At 73.3% G+C, this 19,750-nt stretch carries 22 protein-coding genes and 1 riboswitch; of the genes, 19 read left to right on the plus strand and 3 right to left on the minus strand.

From position 1 onward, the window contains the following. Nucleotides 1-11 precede the first annotated feature (11 nt). Genes paaA through paaE form a run of 5 tightly spaced genes read left to right on the plus strand, consistent with a single transcriptional unit; the run spans nt 12 to nt 3,828 of the window. Nucleotides 12-1,013 carry a 1,2-phenylacetyl-CoA epoxidase subunit PaaA gene (gene paaA, locus ACEZDG_RS19385; RefSeq protein WP_380511059.1) on the plus strand — a complete coding sequence of 334 codons (1,002 nt, stop codon included), beginning with the start codon at nt 12-14 and terminating at the stop codon, nt 1,011-1,013. After that, entirely contained in the window at nt 1,010-1,306 is a 297-nt protein-coding gene (paaB, locus tag ACEZDG_RS19390; RefSeq protein WP_380511062.1) for a 1,2-phenylacetyl-CoA epoxidase subunit PaaB, read from the plus strand. The genes paaA and paaB overlap by 4 nt, the downstream gene beginning before the upstream one ends. Nucleotides 1,307-1,316: 10 nt before the next feature. Further along, a complete protein-coding gene (gene paaC, locus ACEZDG_RS19395) occupies nt 1,317-2,156 on the plus strand; it encodes a 1,2-phenylacetyl-CoA epoxidase subunit PaaC (protein WP_380511065.1) in 840 nt (279 codons plus the stop codon). Nucleotides 2,157-2,209: 53 nt separating this feature from the next. Next, entirely contained in the window at nt 2,210-2,692 is a 483-nt protein-coding gene (gene paaD, locus ACEZDG_RS19400; protein WP_380511867.1) for a 1,2-phenylacetyl-CoA epoxidase subunit PaaD, read from the plus strand. Further along, nucleotides 2,692-3,828: a 1,2-phenylacetyl-CoA epoxidase subunit PaaE gene (gene paaE, locus ACEZDG_RS19405; protein ID WP_380511068.1), complete on the plus strand. Its 1,137-nt coding sequence runs from the start codon at nt 2,692-2,694 to the stop codon at nt 3,826-3,828. Before paaD ends, paaE begins: the two co-directional genes overlap by 1 nt. A gap of 5 nt (nt 3,829-3,833) precedes the next feature. Here the strand turns inward: paaE and ACEZDG_RS19410 are convergent, their stop codons facing one another. Together ACEZDG_RS19410 and ACEZDG_RS19415 are read right to left on the minus strand one after the other, a co-directional pair. Further along, nucleotides 3,834-4,586, minus strand: coding sequence for a VOC family protein (locus ACEZDG_RS19410; RefSeq protein WP_380511071.1), 753 nt, complete (start codon nt 4,584-4,586; stop codon nt 3,834-3,836). A gap of 6 nt (nt 4,587-4,592) precedes the next feature. Then, nucleotides 4,593-5,060: a PPOX class F420-dependent oxidoreductase gene (locus ACEZDG_RS19415; RefSeq protein WP_380511074.1), complete on the minus strand. Its 468-nt coding sequence runs from the start codon at nt 5,058-5,060 to the stop codon at nt 4,593-4,595. Nucleotides 5,061-5,143: 83 nt separating this feature from the next. On the opposite strand from ACEZDG_RS19415, the gene ybaK reads away from it, so the two are divergent. From ybaK to ACEZDG_RS19485, 14 genes are all read left to right on the plus strand, one after another. Further along, complete coding sequence (gene ybaK, locus ACEZDG_RS19420; protein ID WP_380511077.1) at nt 5,144-5,641, plus strand: Cys-tRNA(Pro) deacylase; 498 nt, start codon at nt 5,144-5,146, stop codon at nt 5,639-5,641. 21 nt (nt 5,642-5,662) lie between these two features. Next, entirely contained in the window at nt 5,663-6,940 is a 1,278-nt protein-coding gene (locus ACEZDG_RS19425; RefSeq protein ID WP_380511080.1) for a sensor histidine kinase, read from the plus strand. 35 nt (nt 6,941-6,975) lie between these two features. Then, entirely contained in the window at nt 6,976-7,647 is a 672-nt protein-coding gene (locus tag ACEZDG_RS19430; RefSeq protein WP_380511083.1) for a response regulator, read from the plus strand. Nucleotides 7,648-7,754: 107 nt separating this feature from the next. Next, nucleotides 7,755-7,885, plus strand: a riboswitch (FMN riboswitch). Nucleotides 7,886-8,124: 239 nt separating this feature from the next. Further along, nucleotides 8,125-8,778, plus strand: coding sequence for a riboflavin synthase (locus ACEZDG_RS19435; RefSeq protein ID WP_380511086.1), 654 nt, complete (start codon nt 8,125-8,127; stop codon nt 8,776-8,778). Then, nucleotides 8,775-9,434 carry a nicotinamide mononucleotide transporter family protein gene (locus ACEZDG_RS19440; RefSeq protein WP_380511089.1) on the plus strand — a complete coding sequence of 220 codons (660 nt, stop codon included), beginning with the start codon at nt 8,775-8,777 and terminating at the stop codon, nt 9,432-9,434. The genes ACEZDG_RS19435 and ACEZDG_RS19440 overlap by 4 nt, the downstream gene beginning before the upstream one ends. Beyond that, complete coding sequence (locus tag ACEZDG_RS19445; protein ID WP_380511092.1) at nt 9,431-10,747, plus strand: bifunctional 3,4-dihydroxy-2-butanone-4-phosphate synthase/GTP cyclohydrolase II; 1,317 nt, start codon at nt 9,431-9,433, stop codon at nt 10,745-10,747. The genes ACEZDG_RS19440 and ACEZDG_RS19445 overlap by 4 nt, the downstream gene beginning before the upstream one ends. 36 nt (nt 10,748-10,783) lie before the next feature. Then, nucleotides 10,784-11,266 carry a 6,7-dimethyl-8-ribityllumazine synthase gene (ribH, locus tag ACEZDG_RS19450; protein ID WP_380511095.1) on the plus strand — a complete coding sequence of 161 codons (483 nt, stop codon included), beginning with the start codon at nt 10,784-10,786 and terminating at the stop codon, nt 11,264-11,266. An 87-nt stretch (nt 11,267-11,353) separates the two neighbouring features. Beyond that, nucleotides 11,354-11,623 carry a phosphoribosyl-ATP diphosphatase gene (locus ACEZDG_RS19455; protein WP_380511098.1) on the plus strand — a complete coding sequence of 90 codons (270 nt, stop codon included), beginning with the start codon at nt 11,354-11,356 and terminating at the stop codon, nt 11,621-11,623. 99 nt (nt 11,624-11,722) lie between these two features. Further along, nucleotides 11,723-12,571 (plus strand): ATP phosphoribosyltransferase, encoded by an 849-nt coding sequence (hisG, locus tag ACEZDG_RS19460; RefSeq protein WP_380511101.1) that lies wholly within the window; start codon nt 11,723-11,725, stop codon nt 12,569-12,571. A gap of 31 nt (nt 12,572-12,602) precedes the next feature. After that, complete coding sequence (locus tag ACEZDG_RS19465) at nt 12,603-13,076, plus strand: PH domain-containing protein (protein WP_380511104.1); 474 nt, start codon at nt 12,603-12,605, stop codon at nt 13,074-13,076. Nucleotides 13,077-13,150: 74 nt separating this feature from the next. Then, nucleotides 13,151-14,509: a hemolysin family protein gene (locus ACEZDG_RS19470; RefSeq protein ID WP_380511107.1), complete on the plus strand. Its 1,359-nt coding sequence runs from the start codon at nt 13,151-13,153 to the stop codon at nt 14,507-14,509. Then, entirely contained in the window at nt 14,506-15,522 is a 1,017-nt protein-coding gene (locus ACEZDG_RS19475; RefSeq protein ID WP_380511110.1) for a hemolysin family protein, read from the plus strand. Before ACEZDG_RS19470 ends, ACEZDG_RS19475 begins: the two co-directional genes overlap by 4 nt. A gap of 100 nt (nt 15,523-15,622) precedes the next feature. Beyond that, the gene (locus tag ACEZDG_RS19480; protein ID WP_380511113.1) at nt 15,623-16,561 is read left to right on the plus strand and encodes an ABC transporter ATP-binding protein; all 939 of its coding nucleotides are present in this window, start codon (nt 15,623-15,625) and stop codon (nt 16,559-16,561) included. Next, nucleotides 16,558-17,763 carry an ABC transporter permease gene (locus ACEZDG_RS19485; RefSeq protein ID WP_380511116.1) on the plus strand — a complete coding sequence of 402 codons (1,206 nt, stop codon included), beginning with the start codon at nt 16,558-16,560 and terminating at the stop codon, nt 17,761-17,763. Before ACEZDG_RS19480 ends, ACEZDG_RS19485 begins: the two co-directional genes overlap by 4 nt. Nucleotides 17,764-17,775: 12 nt before the next feature. Here the strand turns inward: ACEZDG_RS19485 and ACEZDG_RS19490 are convergent, their stop codons facing one another. After that, entirely contained in the window at nt 17,776-19,686 is a 1,911-nt protein-coding gene (locus tag ACEZDG_RS19490) for an AAA family ATPase (protein WP_380511869.1), read from the minus strand. Between the last annotated feature and the right edge of the window lie 64 nt (nt 19,687-19,750).

Here is a 19,750-nt window from a genome sequence, read left to right on the forward strand (position 1 = left end):
AGTTTGGGGGCATGACGGCACCAGACACCGCCGAACCGCTCCAGCGGCAGTTCGACGACACCATCGCGAGGGACCACCGGGTGGAGCCCCGCGACTGGATGCCGGACGGCTACCGCAGGACGCTGATCCGGCAGATCGCCCAGCACGCCCACTCGGAGATCATCGGCATGCAGCCGGAGGGCGACTGGATCACCCGCGCGCCCTCGCTGCGCCGCAAGGCCATCCTGTTCGCCAAGGTCCAGGACGAGGCCGGGCACGGGCTCTACCTCTACTCGGCCGCCGAGACCCTGGGCGCGGACCGGGCGGATCTGACCGAGCGGCTGATCGAGGGGCGGCAGAAGTACTCCTCGATCTTCAACTACCCCACCCCGACCTACGCCGACGTCGGCGTCATCGGCTGGTTCGTGGACGGGGCGGCGATCTGCAACCAGGTGCCGCTGTGCCGCAGCTCCTTCGGCCCGTACGCACGGGCGATGGTCCGGGTCTGCAAGGAGGAGTCCTTCCACCAGCGCCAGGGCTACGAACTGCTGCTGACCATGATGCGCGGCACCGAGGGCCAGCGGGCCATGGTGCAGGACGCGGTGGACCGCTGGTGGTGGCCCTCGCTGATGATGTTCGGCCCCCCGGACGGCGACTCGCCCAACTCGGCGCAGTCCATGGCCTGGAAGATCAAGCGCCACACCAATGACGAACTGCGGCAGCGCTTCGTCGATATGACGGTCCCTCAGGCCGAGCGGCTGGGGGTGCGGCTGCCGGATCCGGAGCTGCGCTGGAACGAGGAACGGGGTCGGCACGACTTCGGCACCCCGGACTGGTCCGAGCTGCAGCGGGTGATCGCGGGCGACGGCCCCCGCAACGCCGAGCGGGTGTCCCGGCGCCGTGCGGCGCACGAGGACGGGGCCTGGGTCCGCGAGGCGGCGAGCGCGTACGCCGCGAAGCAGGCCGCCCGCGCGGCGGGGGCAGCGGCGGCGACACAAGGGCAGGCACAGGCACAGGAAGGGACGGCGGCATGAGCGGGCAGTCGAAGGCCGAGTGGCCGCTGTACGAGGTGTTCGTGCGCGGGAAGCGCGGCCTGAACCACGTCCACGTGGGCTCGCTGCACGCCGCCGACGACCGGATGGCGCTGACCCACGCCCGCGACCTCTACACCCGGCGCAACGAGGGCGTCAGCATCTGGGTGGTGCGCAGCTCGGCGATCACCGCGTCCACCCCGGACGAGAAGGACCCGTTCTTCGCCCCCAGCGGTGACAAGGTCTACCGCCACCCCACCTTCTACGACATCCCCGACGACGTCCCCCACATCTAGGAGCCAGGGCATGAGCGAGGACCATGTGTACCTGACCCTGGCCGAGGAGCATCCCGGCGGGGACGCCGCCCACTGGGCCTTCGGCACCGGTTTTGAGGACCCGCTGCTGGGCCTGGACCCGGCCGTCCCCGCCGACCTGGACGGCGCGGCGCTGGCCGCCCAGTGCCTGGCGCTCGGCGACGACGCGCTGGTACTGGCGCAGCGGCTGGCCGAGTGGTGCACCAGGGCGCCCGAGCTGGAGGAGGAGGTGGCACTCGCCAACCTCGGCCTCGACCTGCTCGGACAGGCCCGGCTGCTCTACACCCGGGCCGGGCAGGCCGACGGCAGCGGACGCGGCGAGGACGCCTACGCCTACTTCCGCGACCCGGCCGAGTTCCGCAACGTCCGGCTGGCCGAGCTGCCCAACGGCGACTTCGCCTGCTCCACCGCCCGGCTGCTGGTGCTCTCGGCCTGGCGGCTGGCCGTCTTCGAGCAGTTGGCCGCGACCTCGGCCGACCCGGTACTGGCCGCGATCGCGGCCAAGGGCCTCAAGGAGCTGGGCTACCACCGCCTCTACGCCGCCGAGTGGGCGGTCAGGCTGGGCGACGGCACCGAGGAGTCGGCGCGGCGGATGCAGGCCGGGCTCGACCGGGTGGCCCCGTACCTGGACGAGCTGAACGCCGCCGAACCGCAGGTGCGGGAGCAGCTCGCGGCGGTGCTGCGGCAGGTGGCCGAGACGGCCGGCCTGGTGCTGTCCGAGGCCGAACCGCTGCCGGGCTCGGGCCGGGACGGACAGCACACCGATCACCTCGCCCCGCTGCTCACCGAGCTGCAGAGCGTGGCCCGGGCGGACCCGGAGGCGACCTGGTGAACGACACCCTTCATGACACCCTCCACGACACGCCGCACGACACCGCCTACGCGCTGGGCGTCGCCGGGCAGGCACCCGATCCCGAGCTGCCCATGCTCACCCTGGCCGACCTGGGTGTGCTCCGGTCGGTCCGGGTGGACCCGGACGGGGCGGTGACCGCGGTGCTCACCCCCACCTACTCCGGCTGCCCGGCGCTGGCCGAGATGCGCGCCGACGTGGACCGGCGGCTGCGCGCGGCCGGGTTCGCCGAGGTGCGGATCCGTACCAGCATCGACCCGCCGTGGACCACCGACTGGATCAGCCCGGCCGGCCGCCGGGCCCTGGCCGAGCACGGGATCGCCCCGCCCGGTCCGGCTCCCCGGCACCCGGCGGGACCGGTCCCGCTGGTGCTGTCGCCGACCCGGCGCCCGCTGTCCTGCCCGCGCTGCGGCTCCGCGGACACCGAGGAGACCTCGCGCTTCTCCGGCACGGCCTGCAAGGCGCTGTGGCGCTGCCGCGCGTGCCGCGAGCCCTTCGAGCACTTCAAGGAGATCTGATGACGGCCCCGACCCAGGCCACAGCCCAGGCCGCGACGGAGGCCACACCCCAGGCCCCCGCCGCCCCGGTCCGCCGCCGTCCCGTGTTCCACGCCCTGCGGGTGGCCGGGGTCGAGCCGCTGTGCGAGGACGCCGCCGCCGTCAGCTTCGAGATCCCCGACGAGCTGGCCGCGGCCTTCGCCTTCGCGCCGGGCCAGTCGCTGACGCTGCGTCGGGAGGTCGACGGCCGGGACGAGCGCCGCTCCTACTCCATCTGCGCACCGGCCGGGGCCCGGCCCAGGATCGGGGTCAGGGTGGTGCCGGACGGACTGTTCTCCTCCTGGCTGGTGCACCAGGTCGTGGCCGGGGACGTGATCGAGGTGCTGGAGCCGGTCGGCTCGTTCACCCCCGACCTCACCGTGCCAGGACGCCATGTCCTGGTCGCCGCCGGTTCGGGGATCACCCCGATGGTGTCGATCGCCGGTTCGGTGCTGGCCGCCGACGACCGTTCGCAGGTCACCCTGCTCTACGGCAACCGGCGCAGCGACACGGTGATGTTCACCGACGAGCTGGCCGACCTCAAGGACCGCTACCCGGACCGGTTCCAGCTGGCCCATGTGCTCTCCCGCGAGCCGCGCGAGGCCGAACTGCTGTCCGGCCGGCTGGACGCCGACCGGCTCTCCGCCCTGCTGCCCGCGCTGCTCGACCCGGACACGGTGGACCACTGGTGGCTCTGCGGGCCGTACGAGATGGTGCTCGGCGCCCGGGAACTGCTGACCGGCCTCGGCGTCCCCGCGGACCGGGTGCACCAAGAGCTGTTCTTCGCCGACGAGGCCCCGGTGGTGGAGCTGCGGCACCCGGACGCCGCGCCCGAGGGCCCGGTCACCGAGGCCACCCTGATCCTGGACGGACGCTCCACCACGGCCGCCCTGCCCCGCGGCCGGTCGATCCTGGACGGCGCCCAGCGCAGCCGCCCCGACCTGCCCTTCGCCTGCAAGGGGGGCGTGTGCGGCACCTGCCGCGCCCTGGTGACCGGCGGCGAGGCCGAGATGCGCCGCAACTTCGCCCTGGAACCGGCCGAGGTCGACGCGGGCTACGTGCTCACCTGCCAGACCTACCCGGTCTCCGACACCCTCACCGTCGACTACGACAGCTGACAGCGTCAGCCCGGCAGGCTACCGGTGGCCGGGTCCCGCCCGGTGAGGCAGTAGCTGCCGCCCGCCGGGTCGCGCATGGCGGTCCAGTGCGGGTGTCGGGCGACCGCGACCGCGCCGAGGGACTCGTGCCAGGCGCGGACCGCTTCGACGTCGGTGCAGGCCAGGTCGTGGTGGGCGGCGGCCGGGCGGGGCTGGTCCAGGCGGTGCAGCAGGAACCGCAGCGGCAGCGGGGCCGGCGGCCGGAGCACCTGGAACTCGGGCCGGGAGCCGGTCAGCAGCTCCCAGCCGGTCAGTTCGGCCCAGAAGGCGACCTCGGCCGGGTAGGCCGCGGGCGGGATGTCCAGGGCGAGCTGGTCCAGCCGGCTGGACGCTCCGCCGGGGGCGGTGGCCACCGGCGGCCGGACCGTCTCGCCGTGCCAGTCGACCAGGCAGAACAGTTGGCCGCCGGGGGAGCGCAGCACGGTCACGTCCGGCTGCTGGTCGACCACGGTCGCGCCGAGCCGGACCGCGGCCCCGGCCGTGGCCAGGACGTCGTCCACCGCCAGGTCCGGATGCCCGCCGCCGTCGCCGGTGTCGTCGCCGCCGACCGCCTGCAGCTTCAGGCAGGCGTCGGCGCCGTCGGCCAGCAGGGTGGCGAACTCGCCGTGCTCACCCCGGGGTTCGGAGAGCCGGGTGCCGGTGACCGCGGTCCAGAACGCCGCCGCCGCGGCGAACTGCTCCGCGGGCCGGTCGACAAAGGCATAAGTCCACCTGATCACCGACAGTCAGTCCTCGGCGAGGTCGGCCGGGAAGCCGCCGGTGGCGATCGGTCCCCAGCGCTCCGGGGTGATCCGGACCAGGGCCTTGCCCTGCTTCAGCATCGCCTCGCGGTACTCGGCCCAGTCCGGGTGCTCCCCGGCGATGCAGCGGAAGTACTCGACCAGCGGCTCCACGTCCTCGGTGGCGTCGATCACCTCCGCGCTGCCGTCCACCTGCACCCAGGGGCCGTCGAAGTCGTCGGAGAGGACCACGATGCCGACCCGGGGGTCGCGCCGGGCGTTGCGGGCCTTGGCGCGCTGTGGATAGGTCGATACGACGATGTGCCCCGAGCTGTCCACGCCGCAGGCCACCGGGGAGGCCTGCGGCCGGCCGTCCGCGCGGGTGGTGATCAGCAGCCCGCGGTGCCGGGGGCGCAGGAAGTCGAGCAGGGCCTCGCGCTCGACGGCGGTACTGGTGGCGATTCGTCGGGTCATGCTCGGCAGTCTAAGGTCGGGGCGCAACCGGAATATCCGGGGACACGGACCGGTACGGACACGGCGTCAGGAGCTCGGCGGGCATGGCGAAGAAGGCGAAGCGCGGCGGTCAGGGCACCCCGGCGACGGTGGCGCTGGAGGCCGCGGGGGTGGTCTTCACCGTGCACGCCTATCCGCACGACCCGGCCGCCGCCTCCTACGGCGAGGAGGCCGCCGAGGCGATGGGCGTCAGCCAGGAGCGGGTGTTCAAGACCCTGGTCGCCGAGGTCGACGGCACCCTCACGGTCGGGGTGGTCCCGGTCGCGGCCAAGCTCGACCTCAAGGCGCTGGCCGCCGCGGTCGGCGGCAAGCACGCGGCGATGGCCGACCCGGCCGCCGCCGAGCGCGCCACCGGCTACGTCCTCGGCGGGATCTCCCCGCTGGGCCAGCGGAAGCGGCTGCGCACGGTGCTGGACGGCAGCGCCGCGGCCCATCCCACCGTCTTCGTCTCGGCCGGACGCCGCGGCCTGGAGGTCGAGCTCTCCCCGCAGGACCTGCTCACCCTCACCACCGCGGTCTCCGCCCCGATCGGCCGCCGCTGATCTGACGCTAATGTGAGGTCCATGCACCTCTTCGGACGCGGCGGCCTCCAGCGCTGCCGCGCGCTCGTGCGGGCGCACCCGTACCGGGCGGACGGGCTGCTGGCGGCCGTGCTCTACGCGGCCACCCTGCTGGACCCGATCAGCGACCACATCCCCGACGCGTGGTCCCATCTGAACCCGCTGCTGGTGCTGACCATCGCCGGGATCCCGGTGTTCGCCCCGCTGGCCTGGCGCCGCCGCTACCCGGTCGCGGTGCTGGTGGTCTCCGTGATCGGCACGCTGGGCTTCATGTACGTCGGTCCGGTCCGCGGCCCGATCCTGCTGGGCTCGGCGCTGGCCGTGTACACCGTCTCCTCGGTGGTGGAGCGCCCGGTCGCGCTGAGCATCGGCGCGGTCGCGGTGCTGTGCCTGGGCGGGGTGAGCATGCGGCTCTCGCCGGAGGTCTGGGACCGCCCGGTGAACGCCATAGCGTTCGTCTGGACCGCGCTGGCCGTCGCGGTGGGCGAGGCGGTGCGCAACCGCCGGGCCTTCGTCGCCGCGATAGAGGAACGGGCCCGCCGGGCCGAGCACACCCGGGAGGAGGAGGCCCGCCGCCGGGTCGCCGAGGAGCGGATGCGGATCGCCCGCGAGCTGCACGACATCGTCGGCCACCACATCGCGCTGATCAACGTCCAGGCCGGGGTGGCCTCGCACGTCCTGGACACCCAGCCGGAGCAGGCCAGGCAGGCGCTGGCGCACGTCCGCGAGGCCGGGCGCTCCGCGCTGGCCGAGCTCAGCGCGACGGTCGCGGTGCTGCGCCAGGGCGACGAGTCGGACGCCCCGCACGAGCCGGTGCCGGGCCTGGACGGGCTGCCGGCCCTGCTGGAGACCTTCGGCCGGGCCGGACTGCAGGTCAGCCGGGAGGACGAGGGCGTGCCGCGCCGGCTGCCGACCACGGTGGACCTGACCGCCTACCGGGTGGTCCAGGAGTCGCTGACCAATGTCCGCAAGCACGCCGGGACCTCGGTCGCCCGGCTGCGGCTCGCCTACCGCCGCGACGAACTGCACATCGAGGTGGAGGACGACGGGCCCGGCCCGGCCAGGGACGCGGCCGACCGCGACCCGTCCGCCCGGGACCGCGAGCGCGGCGCGGAAGGCACCGGCCACGGGCTGATCGGGATGCGCGAGCGGGCCGCCTCGGTCGGCGGCAGCTTCCGGGCCGGGCCCGGACCCGACGGCGGCTTCCGGGTCTGCGTCGACCTGCCGCTGCCCCGGGTGGTCGCACCGCGCTCCGCCTCGGCCCGCCGGGCCAGGACCTGAACACCGGCATGGGAGCCACCGCCTTGGGAGCCACAGTGACGATCAGAGTAGTCATCGCCGACGACCAGGTGCTGGTCAGGGCCGGTCTCAAGGTCCTGGTGGACTCGGCCCCCGACCTGGAGGTGGTCGGTGAGGCCGCCACCGGGCGGGAGGCCGTCTCGCTCGCCCGCGAGGCCCGCGCCGACGTGGTGCTGATGGACATCCGGATGCCGGACATGGACGGACTCGCCGCCACCCGCGCCATCACCGCGGACGAGGACCTGGCCGGGGTCAGGGTGCTGGTGCTGACCACCTTCGAGGTCAATGAGTACGTGTTCCAGGCGCTGCGGGCCGGGGCCAGCGGCTTCCTCGGCAAGGGCGCCGAGCCTGACGACCTGCTGGACGCGATCCGGGTGGTCGCCAGGGGCGAGTCGCTGCTCTCCCCGGCCGCCACCCAGGGCCTGATCGCCCGCTTCCTTGAGCAGCCCGACAAGCCTCCGGCCCGCAGCCCCGAGCAGCTGTCGGTGCTCACCGACCGGGAGCGGGAGATCGTCGCGCTGGTGGCCGGCGGCGGCTCCAACGACGACATCGCCGAGGAGCTGGCGGTCAGCCCGCTGACCGTGAAGACCCATGTCTCCCGGGCGCTGCTGAAGCTCGGCGCGCGGGACCGGGCCCAGCTGGTGGTCCTGGCCTATGAGTCGGGCCTGGTCCGCCCGGGCGAGCGCTGAGCCAAACGCCGCACCGGCCGTGACAAGCACCACATCCGTTCGACAGGTGGACGGTCTTGCCAGAACGCGGTCGGATCATGGCAGACTGGAGTCACAAGTTACGACGTTTGCGCACTCCGGGGTCGGTGTAATTCCGAACCGGCGGTTACAGTCCGCGACCCGATCGCTTCCAGCGGTCGGTTGACCAGGTGAAATTCCTGGACCGACGGTGAAAGTCCGGATGGGAGGCAGTGCGCTGCGGACGTCGGGCTCGTGCTGCGTCCGCAGTGGTCCACCGGTACTCTCCGAGCGCCGAGGGATCCGTGCCCTCGCAGAACGTCCCCGAGGCCTCCTGGCCGTGTCCGCATCATCTCTCCCTGTGCCCCCGGAGCCCGCGCCAGACAGCGCGAGGAGGATCCGGTGGGCATTTCTTTCGTTCCAGAGCTGTTCACGACGGATGTCCGCGCGCTGCGCCGGTTCACTGTCGAGGAGAGCTGAATGTTCACGGGAATCATCGAAGAGCTGGGTGAGGTCCTCTCGGTCGAGGACCTGGGGGACTCCTCGCGCATCCGCCTGCGCGGGCCGGTGACCACCCAGGACGCCCGCGAGGGGCAGTCCATCGCAGTGAACGGCGTCTGTCTGACCGTCCTGGACACCGATGAGCAACTGGCCTCCGCGCCGGGCGAGTTCAGCGCCGACGTGATGGCGGAGACGCTGCTCAGGTCCAGTCTGGGCGCGGTCGGCCCCGGTTCCAGGGTCAACCTGGAGCGGGCCATGGCGCTGGGCGCCCGGCTCGGCGGCCACCTGGTGCAGGGCCATGTCGACGGCACCGCGGTGCTGCTCGGGCGCAGCCCCGGCGAGCCCGGCGCGGACGGTGTCCCGCAGTGGGAGATCCTGCGCTTCAGCCTGCCGGCCGCGCTCTCCCGCTACCTGGTCGAGAAGGGCTCGATCACCGTGGACGGGGTCAGCCTGACCGTGGTCGAGGCCGCCGCCGACAGCTTCACGGTGAGCCTGATCCCGGCCACCCTCACCCACACCACGCTGGGCCGCAAGCAGGTCGGCGAGCCGGTGAACCTCGAGGTGGACGTGCTGGCGAAGTACGTCGAGCGGCTGCTCGGCGACCGGGCGGGGAGCGGGGGCGATCCGCGGTGAGCGGTCTGCTCCAGGACCTCAACAGCCAGGCGTTCACCGTGTTCGGCGAGCACATCAAGTGGTCCGACCTGATCGGCAACCTGCTCGGCCTGGGCGCGCTGGCGCTCGGCTGGCGGCGTTCGGTGCTGAGCTGGCCGGTGCAGCTGCTGTCCGGTCTTGTCCTGGTCGCCGCCTACTGGTCGGCCGACCTGAGCGGCGGCGTCGGCAAGCAGCTGGTGGTCATCGTGGTGTCGGTCTGGGGCTGGCTGCAGTGGCAGCGCGGCCGCCGCGGCACCGGCGACCTGGCCGTCCGCTTCGCCACCTGGACCGAGCGGGCCTGGCTGGTGGCCGGCACCGCCGTCGGCACCGTCGGCGTGGCGCTGCTGTTCCAGGCGTACGACCTCTCCTGGGCCCCCTGGCAGGACGCCTACCTGTTCACCGGCACCCTGGCCGCGATGGTGGCGCAGGGCCGCGGCTGGGTGGAGTTCTGGTTCGCCTGGCTGGCCGTCGACCTGGTCGGCGTGCCGCTGGCGTTCAACAGCGGGCTGGCCTTCTCCGGCCTCATCTACATCGTCTACTTCGTCCTGGTGATCGCCGGGATGCGGTCCTGGTGGCTGCGCTCCCGCACCGCCCAGCAGCTTCCCGCCACGATCCTCCCGAAGGGGGCAACCGCATGAGCATCACCCTGGACCCGATCACCCTGCCGCAGCAGGACGCGGACGAGGACCTGACGCTGGACAGCGTCGAGTTCGCCATCGCCGAGATCGCGGCGGGCCGCCCGGTCGTGGTGGTGGACGACGAGGACCGCGAGAACGAGGGCGACATCGTCTTCGCCGCGAGTGCGGCCACCGCCGAGGTGATGGCCTTCACCGTCCGCTACAGCTCCGGTGTGGTCTGCGTGCCGATGACCGGCGCCGAGCTCGACCGGCTGAAGCTGCCGCCGATGACCGCCGTCAACGAGGACCGCAAGGGCACCGCCTACGCGGTCTCGGTGGACGCCAGGGACGGCGTCAGCACCGGCATCTCGGCCGCCGACCGGGCCCGTACGGTGCGGCTGCTGGCCGAGGCCGGCACCCGGGCCACCGACCTGACCCGGCCGGGCCATGTGTTCCCGCTGCGGGCCAAGGACGGCGGCGTGCTGGAGCGCCCCGGCCACACCGAGGCGGCCGTGGACCTGGCCCGGCTGGCCGGCCTCGCCCCGGCCGGCGGCATCGCCGAGGTGGTCAACGACGACGGCACCATGGCCCGGCTGCCCGACCTGGTCCCGTTCGCCCGCCGGCACGGCCTGGCGATCATCTCCATCGAGGACCTGATCGCCTACCGCCGCCGCACCGAGTCCGGCCCCGAGCAGGACGGACCGGGCGCGGGCGGGGGCACGGTCACCCGCGCCGCCGTCACCGCGCTGCCGACCGCCCACGGCGAGTTCACCGCGATCGGCTACCTCAGCGAGCCGGACGGGGTGGAGCACATCGCCCTGGTGGCCGGCGGCCTCGACCCCGAGGGGCGGCTGCCGGAGGGTGAGAACGTCCTGGTCCGGGTGCACTCCGAGTGCCTGACCGGGGACGCCTTCGGTTCGCTGCGCTGCGACTGCGGCCCGCAGCTGCAGGCCTCGTTGGAGCGGATCGCCGCCGAGGGCCGCGGCGTGCTGCTCTACCTGCGCGGGCACGAGGGCCGCGGCATAGGGCTGCTGCCCAAGCTGCGCGCCTACCAGCTGCAGGAGGCGGGCCGGGACACCGTGGACGCCAACCTGGAGCTCGGGCTGCCGGCCGACGCGCGCGACTACGCGGCGGCGGCGCGGATCCTGGACGAGCTGGGCGTGCGCTCGGTCCGGCTGCTGACCAACAACCCGGAGAAGCACCTGGCGCTCGAGGGCCACGGGATCACGGTCAAGGAGCGCGAGCCGGTGCCGGTCGCGGCCGGCGAGCACAACCTGCGCTACCTGACCACCAAGCGCGACCGGATGGGGCACGAGCTGCCCTGGCTCCGCTAGCACCCAATCGACATACAACGTAGGAGAACGAAGAAGATGAGCGGCGAAGGCGCACCCGTGCTGACCGTGCAGGACGTCCGGGGCCTGCGGGTCGCGGTGATCGCGTCGCAGTGGCACGAGAAGGTCATGGACGGCCTGATCGACGGCGCCCAGCGGGCGCTGAAGGAGTACGGCGTCGAGGAGTCGGTGCTGCTGCGGGTCCCGGGCAGCTTCGAGCTCCCGGTGGTGGCCAGGGGCCTCGCCGCGCGCGGCTACGACGCGGTGGTCGCCCTGGGCGTCGTCATCCGCGGCGGCACCCCCCACTTCGACTATGTGTGCGAGGCGGCGACGCTGGGGCTCACCCAGGTCTCCACCGACACCGGTGTCCCCATTGGCTTCGGCCTGCTGACCTGCGACAACGACCAGCAGGCGCTGGACCGCGCGGGACTGCCCGGCTCCAAGGAGGACAAGGGATTCGAGGCCACCACGGCCGCCCTGGCCACCGCCGCGCTGCTCCGCGAGATCGCCAGGAACCACTGAGGGCCGCCCCGGCCGGCCGCGGTTCACCGTCCGTTCCCTGGACGCTCACGCGGACAGCGGGACGGACCCCTTAGGGTGGGACACATCATGGCGCAGAAGACATTCGAGGAGCTCTTCACCGAGCTCCAGCAGAAGGCCGCATCCGGCGACTCGGGCTCGCGTACCGCCGAGCTCGTCGGCCTCGGCGTGCACGCGATCGGCAAGAAGGTGGTCGAAGAGGCCGCCGAGGTGTGGATGGCGGCCGAGCACGAGTCGGACGAGCGGACCGCGGAGGAGATCTCCCAGCTGCTCTACCACCTCCAGGTGATGATGGTCGCCCGCGGCCTCACCCTGGAGGACGTGTACGCCCATCTGTAGACCCCGCCCTTGAGCAGTCGAAGGGAGCGGGGCACCGAGCACATCCGGTGCCCCGCTTTTTTGATGTCCGAATCCGGTTCACCACGAAAGGCACGTCCCATGCTGCGTATCGCCGTTCCCAACAAGGGGTCCCTCTCCGAGCCGGCGTCGGCGATGCTGCACGAGGCGGGCTACCGGCAGCGCAAGGACTCCAAGGAACTGGTCCTGGTGGACCCGGAGAACCAGGTCGAGTTCTTCTTCCTGCGCCCGCGCGACATCGCCATCTACGTCGGCTCCGGCCGCCTCGACGTCGGCATCACCGGGCGCGACCTGCTGCTGGACTCGGGCGCGGACGCGGAGGAGGTGCTGGCGCTCGGCTTCGCCGGGTCCACCTTCCGCTTCGCCGGGCCCAAGGGCATCGCCTCGGACGTCAAGGACCTGGAGGGGCGCCGGATCGCCACCTCCTACACCGGCCTGGTCAAGACCTACCTGGCCGAGCACGGGGTCACCGCCTCCGCGGTCACCAAGCTGGACGGCGCGGTGGAGACCGCGGTGCAGCTGGGCGTCGCCGACGTCATCGCCGACGTGGTGGAGACCGGCACCAGCCTGCGCAACGCCGGGATGGAGGTGTTCGGCGCGCCGATCCTGGTCTCCGACGCCGTGGTGATCCGTCCCACCGGCGCCGAGGAGGACCCGCGCGCCGAGCAGTTCCTGCGCCGTCTGCAGGGTGTCCTGGTGGCCCGCCGGTACGTGATGATGGACTACGACATCCGGGCCGAGCGGGTCGCGGACGCGGTCGGGCTCACACCCGGCCTGGAGTCGCCCACGGTCTCGCCGCTGCACAGCGAGGGCTGGGTCGCCGTGCGGTCGATGGTGCTCCGCAAGGAGGCACAGCGGATCATGGACGACCTCTGGGCCATCGGGGCCCGCGCCATCCTGGTCACCAACATCCACGCCTGCCGGCTCTGACCGTCGGCCGTACCGTCGGGAGCCCTGGGGTATGACCGCCAGTGCCAGTCGTACCGTGCTCGGTCCGCCGCGGCTGCCCACCCGCTGGCGGCCACTGCTGACCAGAACGGTGCTGCTGGTGCTTGCGCTGCTCAGCCTGGGCTTCTTCTGCACCATCGCCGCGCTCGGCCCGGCCGACTGGCACCGGCACGACCGGGTCGGGCTCGGCGTGGCCGGGCTGCTGTTCGCGCTGGTGCTGGCGCTGCTGGCGCGCCCGGTGGCCCGGGCCGACCGGGAGGGGCTGACCGTGGTCAACTTCGTCCGGCGGCGCCGGCTGGAGTGGGCCGAGATCCTGGGCGTCAACCTGCGCCGGGGCGACCCCTGGGTGCTGCTGGACCTCGCCGACGGCGGCACCCTCGCGGTGGTGGCGATCCAGCCGGGCTCCGGGCTGCGCCAGGCCGTCCGCGCCGCCCGTGAGCTACGGGCCTGTGTGGAGGCCTACGGCACGGCCCGCCGCGTCGAATAGGCGCGTGTGTTCCTTTCAGGCATCCTTGTCGGACCGTACCCACCGTCCGCGAGCCTGGAGAAGATCGCTCCCCGATGGAACCCGCAAGTCCCACCACCGCCTGGCTGCTGCTGGGCGTGGCCCTGCTGCTGATCCTCGCCAACGGGCTGTTCGTCGCCGCCGAATTCGCCCTGGTCACCGTCGACCGCGGGGCGGTGAACCGGGCCGCGGAGTCCGGGGACCGCCGGGCGCGACGGGTCCAGGGCGCCCTGCGCACCCTCTCCTTCGAGCTCTCCGGCGCCCAGCTCGGCATCACCGTCACCTCGCTGCTGGTCGGCATGCTCGGCAATCCGGCCCTGGCCACCCTGCTCTCCCCGCCGCTGCGCGGCCTAGGACTGCCCTCGGGGGCGGTGCACGGCACGGCCGCCGTGGTCGGGATGCTGGTGGCCACCGTGGTGCAGATGGTGGTCGGCGAACTGGTCCCGAAGAACTGGGCGATCTCCCGCCCGCTGCAGGTGGCCCGCTCGGTGGTCGGCCCGCAGCGGGTCTTCTCCACCGTCTGCCGTCCGGCCATCGTGCTGCTGAACGGCGCCGCCAACCGGATGGTCCGGGCGCTCGGCCTGGAGCCGGCCGAGGAACTGGCCTCCGCGCGCGGCGCCGAGGAACTGGTGGCGCTGGCCCGGCACTCGGCCAGCGAGGGCGCGCTCGAGGCGGACACCGCCGACCTGTTCGTCCGCACCCTGGGTCTGGGCGAGCTGACCGCGCAGAGCGTGATGAAGCCCAGGGTCGAGGTCCGCTCGCTGCAGGAGCAGGCCACCGCCGCCGACGTGCTCAACCTCACCCGGGCCACCGGCCTGTCCCGCTTCCCGGTCTACCGGGACAGCATCGACGAGGTCACCGGCATCGTCACGCTCAAGGACGCGCTGGCGGTCCCGGCCGACCGCAGGGCCGGGATACCGGTCGCCGAGCTGATGTCCGCGCCGCTGCTGGTCCCGGAGACGCTGCCGGCCGAGCGGCTGCTGGAACTGCTGCGCCGTCAGCACAGCATGGCGGTGGTGGTGGACGAGTACGGCGGCACGGCCGGGGTGGCCACCCTGGAGGACGTGGTCGAGGAGATGGTCGGCGAAGTCCTGGACGAGCACGACACCGGTGAGCACCCGGAGCTGCGGGCGGTCGCCCCGGTCGAGGGCCGGCCGGCCTGGGAGGTCGACGGCCGCTGCCGCGTGGACCAGTTGGAGGCGGTCGGCTTCCACGCGCCGGAGGGCCCGTACGAGACCATCGCCGGGCTGGTCGCGGACCGGCTCGGCCGGCTGCCCGCCGAGGGCGACAGCTGCACCCTGCCGGGCTGGCGGCTGACCGTGCTGGACGTGGTCCGGCACCGCACCGAGGCCGTGCTGCTGGTCCGGACGGACGACGAGGCCCACCACGGCGACGAGCGGGGGGCGGCGAAGTGAGCGCCCTTCAGATCGGCATCTCGATCCTGCTGCTGCTCGGCAACGGCTTCTTCGTCGGCGCCGAGTTCGCCCTGGTCTCGGTGCGCCGCAGCCAGGTGCAGCCGCTGGCCGAGTCCGGCAACCGCCGGGCCCGTACCGTGCTCTACGCGCTGGAGCACGTGTCGGCGATGATGGCCGCCGCGCAGCTCGGCATCACCGTCTGCTCGCTGCTGCTGGGCGCGCTGGCCGAGCCGGTGATCGCCCGGCTGCTGGAGGGCCCGGGCGCGGCCCTGGGCATCCCGGCCGAGCTCACCCATCCGCTGGCGTATGTGATCGCGCTGGCGGTGGTGGTCTTCCTGCACATGGTGGTCGGCGAGATGGTGCCCAAGAACATCGCGCTGGCCGGCCCGGAGCGGGCCGCGATGTGGCTGGGCCCGCCGCTGGCCGCCATCGCCCGGCTGCTGCGCCCGGTGATCTCCTTCCTGAACGCCTTCGCCAACCTGCTGCTGCGGCTGCTCGGGGTGGAGGCCAGGGACGAGGTGGAGTCGGTCTTCACCAGCGAGGAGCTGGCGGGCCTGCTCCAGGACTCGCGCGAGGCCGGGCTGCTCGGCCGGGGCGCACAGGAGCGGCTGGCGGACGCGCTGGAGCTGGGGCGGCGGCCGATCCGCGAGGTGCTGATGGCCCGTGAGCGGCTGGTCGGCGTGGACAGCTCGGTGACCGCGCGGCAGTTGGAGGAGCTGGCGGTGGCCACCGGCTTCTCCCGGTTCCCGATCGTCGGCGGCAACGGCGCGTACCTGGGGTACCTGCATGTGAAGGACGTGCTGGAGCTGGACGACCGGGAGGCGCCGGTGCCGCAGTCGCTGTGGCGCGGCATCCTCACCCTGCCCGACCTCACGCCGCTGGACGACGCGCTCGGCGCGATGCGCCGGGCCACCTCGCACCTGGCCGCGGTGGTCGACCGGGACGGCCTGCCGGTCGGCCTGGTGACCATGGAGGACGTGCTGGAGGAACTGGTCGGCGAGGTCCAGCTGTAGCAGCTCAAGTGGTGCTCAATTCCCGCCGGTCCCGGCGCGGGGTGGGGCATGATCGGTGCGTTCGTGCAGGGACGGCAACGGGGTGAACGGGAGCAGGCACGTGAGCGATCGCAGACTGGAGGTCGACGGCGTCTCCAAGCGGTACGGGGACACCGTCGCCCTCAGCGGGATGACCTTCGACGTCAGGGCGGGCGAGGTCTTCGGCTTCGTCGGCAGCAACGGCGCCGGCAAGACCACCACCATGCGGATCGCCCTCGGTGTGCTGGCCGCCGACGCGGGGGAGGTGCGCTGGGACGGCGCGCCGGTGACCCTGGAGACCCGCAGCCGGATCGGCTACATGCCGGAGGAGCGCGGCCTCTACCCGCGGATGCGGGTCGGCGAGCAGTTGGAGTACCTGGCCAGGCTGCACGGCCTGACCCGGGCCGACGCGGTCCGCGCCACCCGCGAGTGGACCACCAGGCTCGGTGTGGACGGCAGGATCGGCGACGAGGTGCAGAAGCTCAGCCTGGGCAACCAGCAGCGGGTGCAGCTGGCCGCGGCACTGGTGCACCACCCGGAGATCCTGGTGCTGGACGAGCCCTTCTCCGGCCTGGACCCGGTGGCCGTGGACGTGATGAGCGAGGTGCTCAGGGAGAAGTGCGCGGAGGGGGTCCCAGTGATCTTCTCCAGCCATCAACTGGAGCTGGTGGAGCGGATCTCGGACCGGGTCGGCATCGTCCGGGCCGGCAGCATGGTCGCGGTCGGCTCGGTCGCCGAGCTGCGCGGCCGGGCCACCGAGGAGCTGGTGGTGGACGCGCCGCAGGCCCCGCCCGGCTGGGCGGACGCACTGCCCGGGGTCACCCTCCGCTCGCACCAGGGCCCGCGCACCGTGCTGGCCCTGGGCGAGGGCGCGGACGACCAGGCGGTGCTGCGCGCGGCCCTGGCGACCGGCCCGGTAAGGGAGTTCGCCCGGCGGCTGCCGACCCTGACCGAGCTCTTCCGCCATGTGGTCAGCGCCGACGAGGTAGCGGGACAGGACGACGAGGGGGCGGCGGCATGAACGGCAAGCTTCGGATCGGATCGCGGCAGGCGATCCAACTGGTCGCCTGGCGCGAGATCGTGGTGCGGGTGCGCAGCAAGGCGTTCCTGATCCTGCTGGGCATCACCGCCGCCGCGGCCGTGGCCACCCCGCTGATCACCCACTTCGCCAACCTCAGCCCCGGGCCCACCAGGGTCGCGGTGGTGCGGCAGGACGCCGCGCTGGCGCCGGTGCTCCAGGCCACCGCGGACCACCTCGGCCAGAACGTCGTGGTCAGCACGGTCGCCGACCACGCCGCCGGGGTGGCGCAGGTGCGCTCGGGGGCGGTGGACGCGCTCGCCGAGGCCGGCCCGCAGGGCATCGGCGCCACCGTGAAGCGGACCCTCAGCGACCCGCTGAACCAGCTGTTCTACGTGGCCGGCCAGCAGGAGGTGCTGACCAGTCAGATCACCGGCCTCGGCCAGGACCCGGCGCCGGTGCTGCGGGCGGTCGGCGGCACCCGGGTGGCGGTCAGCGCGCTGGAGCCGGCCGCGGCCGAGAACGGCCAGCGGATCATCATCGCCATCGTGGCCGGGCTGCTGCTCTATCTGACGCTGATGTTCGTCGGCCAGTCGGTGGCCCAGGGCGTGGTGGAGGAGAAGTCCAGCCGGGTGGTCGAGCTGCTGCTCTCCACGCTGCGCCCGTGGCAGCTGCTGGGCGGCAAGGTGGTCGGGGTCGGGGTGCTCGGGCTGGTGCAGTTCCTGGTCCCGGCGGCCCTGGGGGTGGGCGTCGGGCTGGCGATCGGGTCGATCACCCTGTCACTGGCCAGCTCGGTCGGCACCGTGCTCTGGGCCCTGGCCTGGTACGGGGTCGGCTTCGCCGTCTACGCGCTGGTGTTCGCCGCGCTCGGGGCCACCGTGTCCCGGCAGGAGGACGTGGGCGGGCTCACCTTCCCGGCGGTGGCCCCGCTGATCCTGGCCTGGGTGGTCGGCATCTCGGTGGTGCCGTCCAACCCGGGCAGCTCGCTGGTGACCTGGCTGTCGATGGTGCCGCCGTGCGCGCCGGTGCTGATGCCGATGCGGATCGCCATGGGAGTGGCCCCGACCTGGCAGATCCTGCTGTCGCTGGTGCTGGCCATCGGCTTCGCCGCGCTGCTGCTGCGGCTGGCCGGGCGGGTCTACCGCAACTCGGTGCTGCGCAGCGGCGCCAGGATCCCGCTGCGGGAGGCGCTCAGGGCCGCGTAGGGCCGCAGGGGCTCAGTTGCTGGTGGGGCGGCCGTCGATCAGTTCGCCGTAGGCCTGGAGCACGTCCGGGAGCCGGAGCGTGGCCAGGTCCTGGCGGGTCGGCGGCTCCGCCATCATCGACAGCCGCAGGTCGCGGTAGGCGCAGGACTTCTCGTACAGGGTGCGCATGAAGCGGCCGTTGCCCAGGTCGTCGATCCAGCCCTCGCGGACCACATGGGCGCAGATGCTGCGCAGTTCCTCCAGGGCCTCCTCGTCCCAGAAGTCGCCGTCGCCCTCGGCCAGCGCCACGCCGATCGAGGTCAGCTCGGCCGGGCGGTAGCTGGGGAAGTCGACCCGGCTGGTGAAGCGGGAGTTGAGGCCGGGGTTGGCGGCCAGCAGCCGGTTCATCCCCTCCGGGTAGCCGGCCAGGATCACCACCAGCCGGTCCCGGTTGTCCTCGGCCCGCTTCAGCAGCACCTGCAGCGCCTCGTCACCGTAGGCGTCGCCCTTGCTGTAGCCGGAGTTGGCCAGGCTGTAGGCCTCGTCCACGAACAGCACGCCGTCCAGCGCGGAGTCGATCAGCTCATTGGCCTTCACCGCGGTCTGGCCGAGGAACTCGCCGACCAGGTCCGCCCGTTGGGCTTCGACCAGGTGGTCCCCCGACAGCAGGCCCAGGGCGTAGAACACCCGGCCCAGTATCCGGGCCACCGTGGTCTTCCCGGTGCCGGAGGGGCCCGAGAAAACGAAGTGACGTTTGGGCGGCTGGACCGGGAGCCCCTGGTCCGCGCGCAGCTGAGCCATCCTCAACTGCGCCGACAGCGCCAGTACTTGACGCTTCACCGGCTCCATGCCGACCATCCGCTCCAACTCGGCCAGGGCGGCCTCCAGCCGGGGGCGGTCCGGCTGGGCGCTGGTCCCCGGCGGCAGCGGCGCGGCCGAGGCGGCGGCCCGGTGCCGGGCGCCGGCCGGGCCCTCGCCCTCCGCGCCCTCGTCGTTCTGCGGGGCCGGGTCCAGCAGCCCGGGCAGGTAGGCGCTCTCGAACTCGCCGCCGTCCTCGGCCTGGTCGGCGCTCCCGGCGCTGTCCGGGTAGGTGTCGTAGAAGGAGCTCTCGTAGACCTGCTCGGAGAGCTGGTCCGGGAACTGCTCGGGGGCCGGCTGGACCGGGCCGCCGCCGCTGGCATGGCGCGGACGCTGCGGGCTGGGCGGCGCCGGGGCCTCCAACATGGCCGGATCCACCCCGTCCTCGGCGGTGATCGCGGCCAGCCGGGCGGCGGTGTCCATGAAACCGGGGTCCACCCGGTGCACCGCCCGGTACAGCGACACCGCCGCCGCGCTGCGCCCGCCGCCCTCGTAGGCGCGGGCCAGCCAGTAGCGCAGCTCCTTGCGCTGCGGCTGCTCGGAGCGGCAGCGGGCCAGCGAGCCGGCCAGCGGCAGCTCGGCCTGGCCGCACATGTCCAGCCGGACCCGGGCCATCCCGCCGAACAGCCCGGCCTCGATGCCGAGCAGCTGGTCGTCCAGCAGCCCGTCGGTGTCCCGGATCAGCTGCTCCCAGTCCTTCAGCAGGTAGGAGCGGCAGGCGTGCAGGAAGCGCACCGAGGCGTCCTCCTCGCGGGCCGGGCACTCGGACAGGGCGTGCTCCAGCTCGGCCAGGTGCCGCCCGTCCAGCCAGTGCGAGGCATGGGCCAGGCAGAGGTCCCTGGCGTCCTCCAGCACCGGCTGGACCCACCAGCCGAGCCAGTACCAGGAGCTCAGCGGGCGGCGGTGGCGGCGGCGCTGCTCGCCGAAGCGCTCCCGGTTGCGGTGCATCGCCAGCAGCGCGGCCGAGGTCTCCGAGCGCAGCGCGTGCAGCCCGAGCCAGGCGTCCGCCATGCCGGGGTCGATCCGGACGGCGGCACGGAACTCCTCCTCGGCGCGGGTGTAGGCGCCGGCGGTGTACGCGTCCATGGCCCGCAGCCAGGCCCGGTCGGCCAGGCCGCCGGGCCGCCTGCCCTCAGTCTCCTCTGTCCCC

It is taken from the genome of Streptacidiphilus alkalitolerans, from assembly GCF_042511045.1.
Classification (GTDB): domain Bacteria; phylum Actinomycetota; class Actinomycetes; order Streptomycetales; family Streptomycetaceae; genus Streptacidiphilus; species Streptacidiphilus alkalitolerans.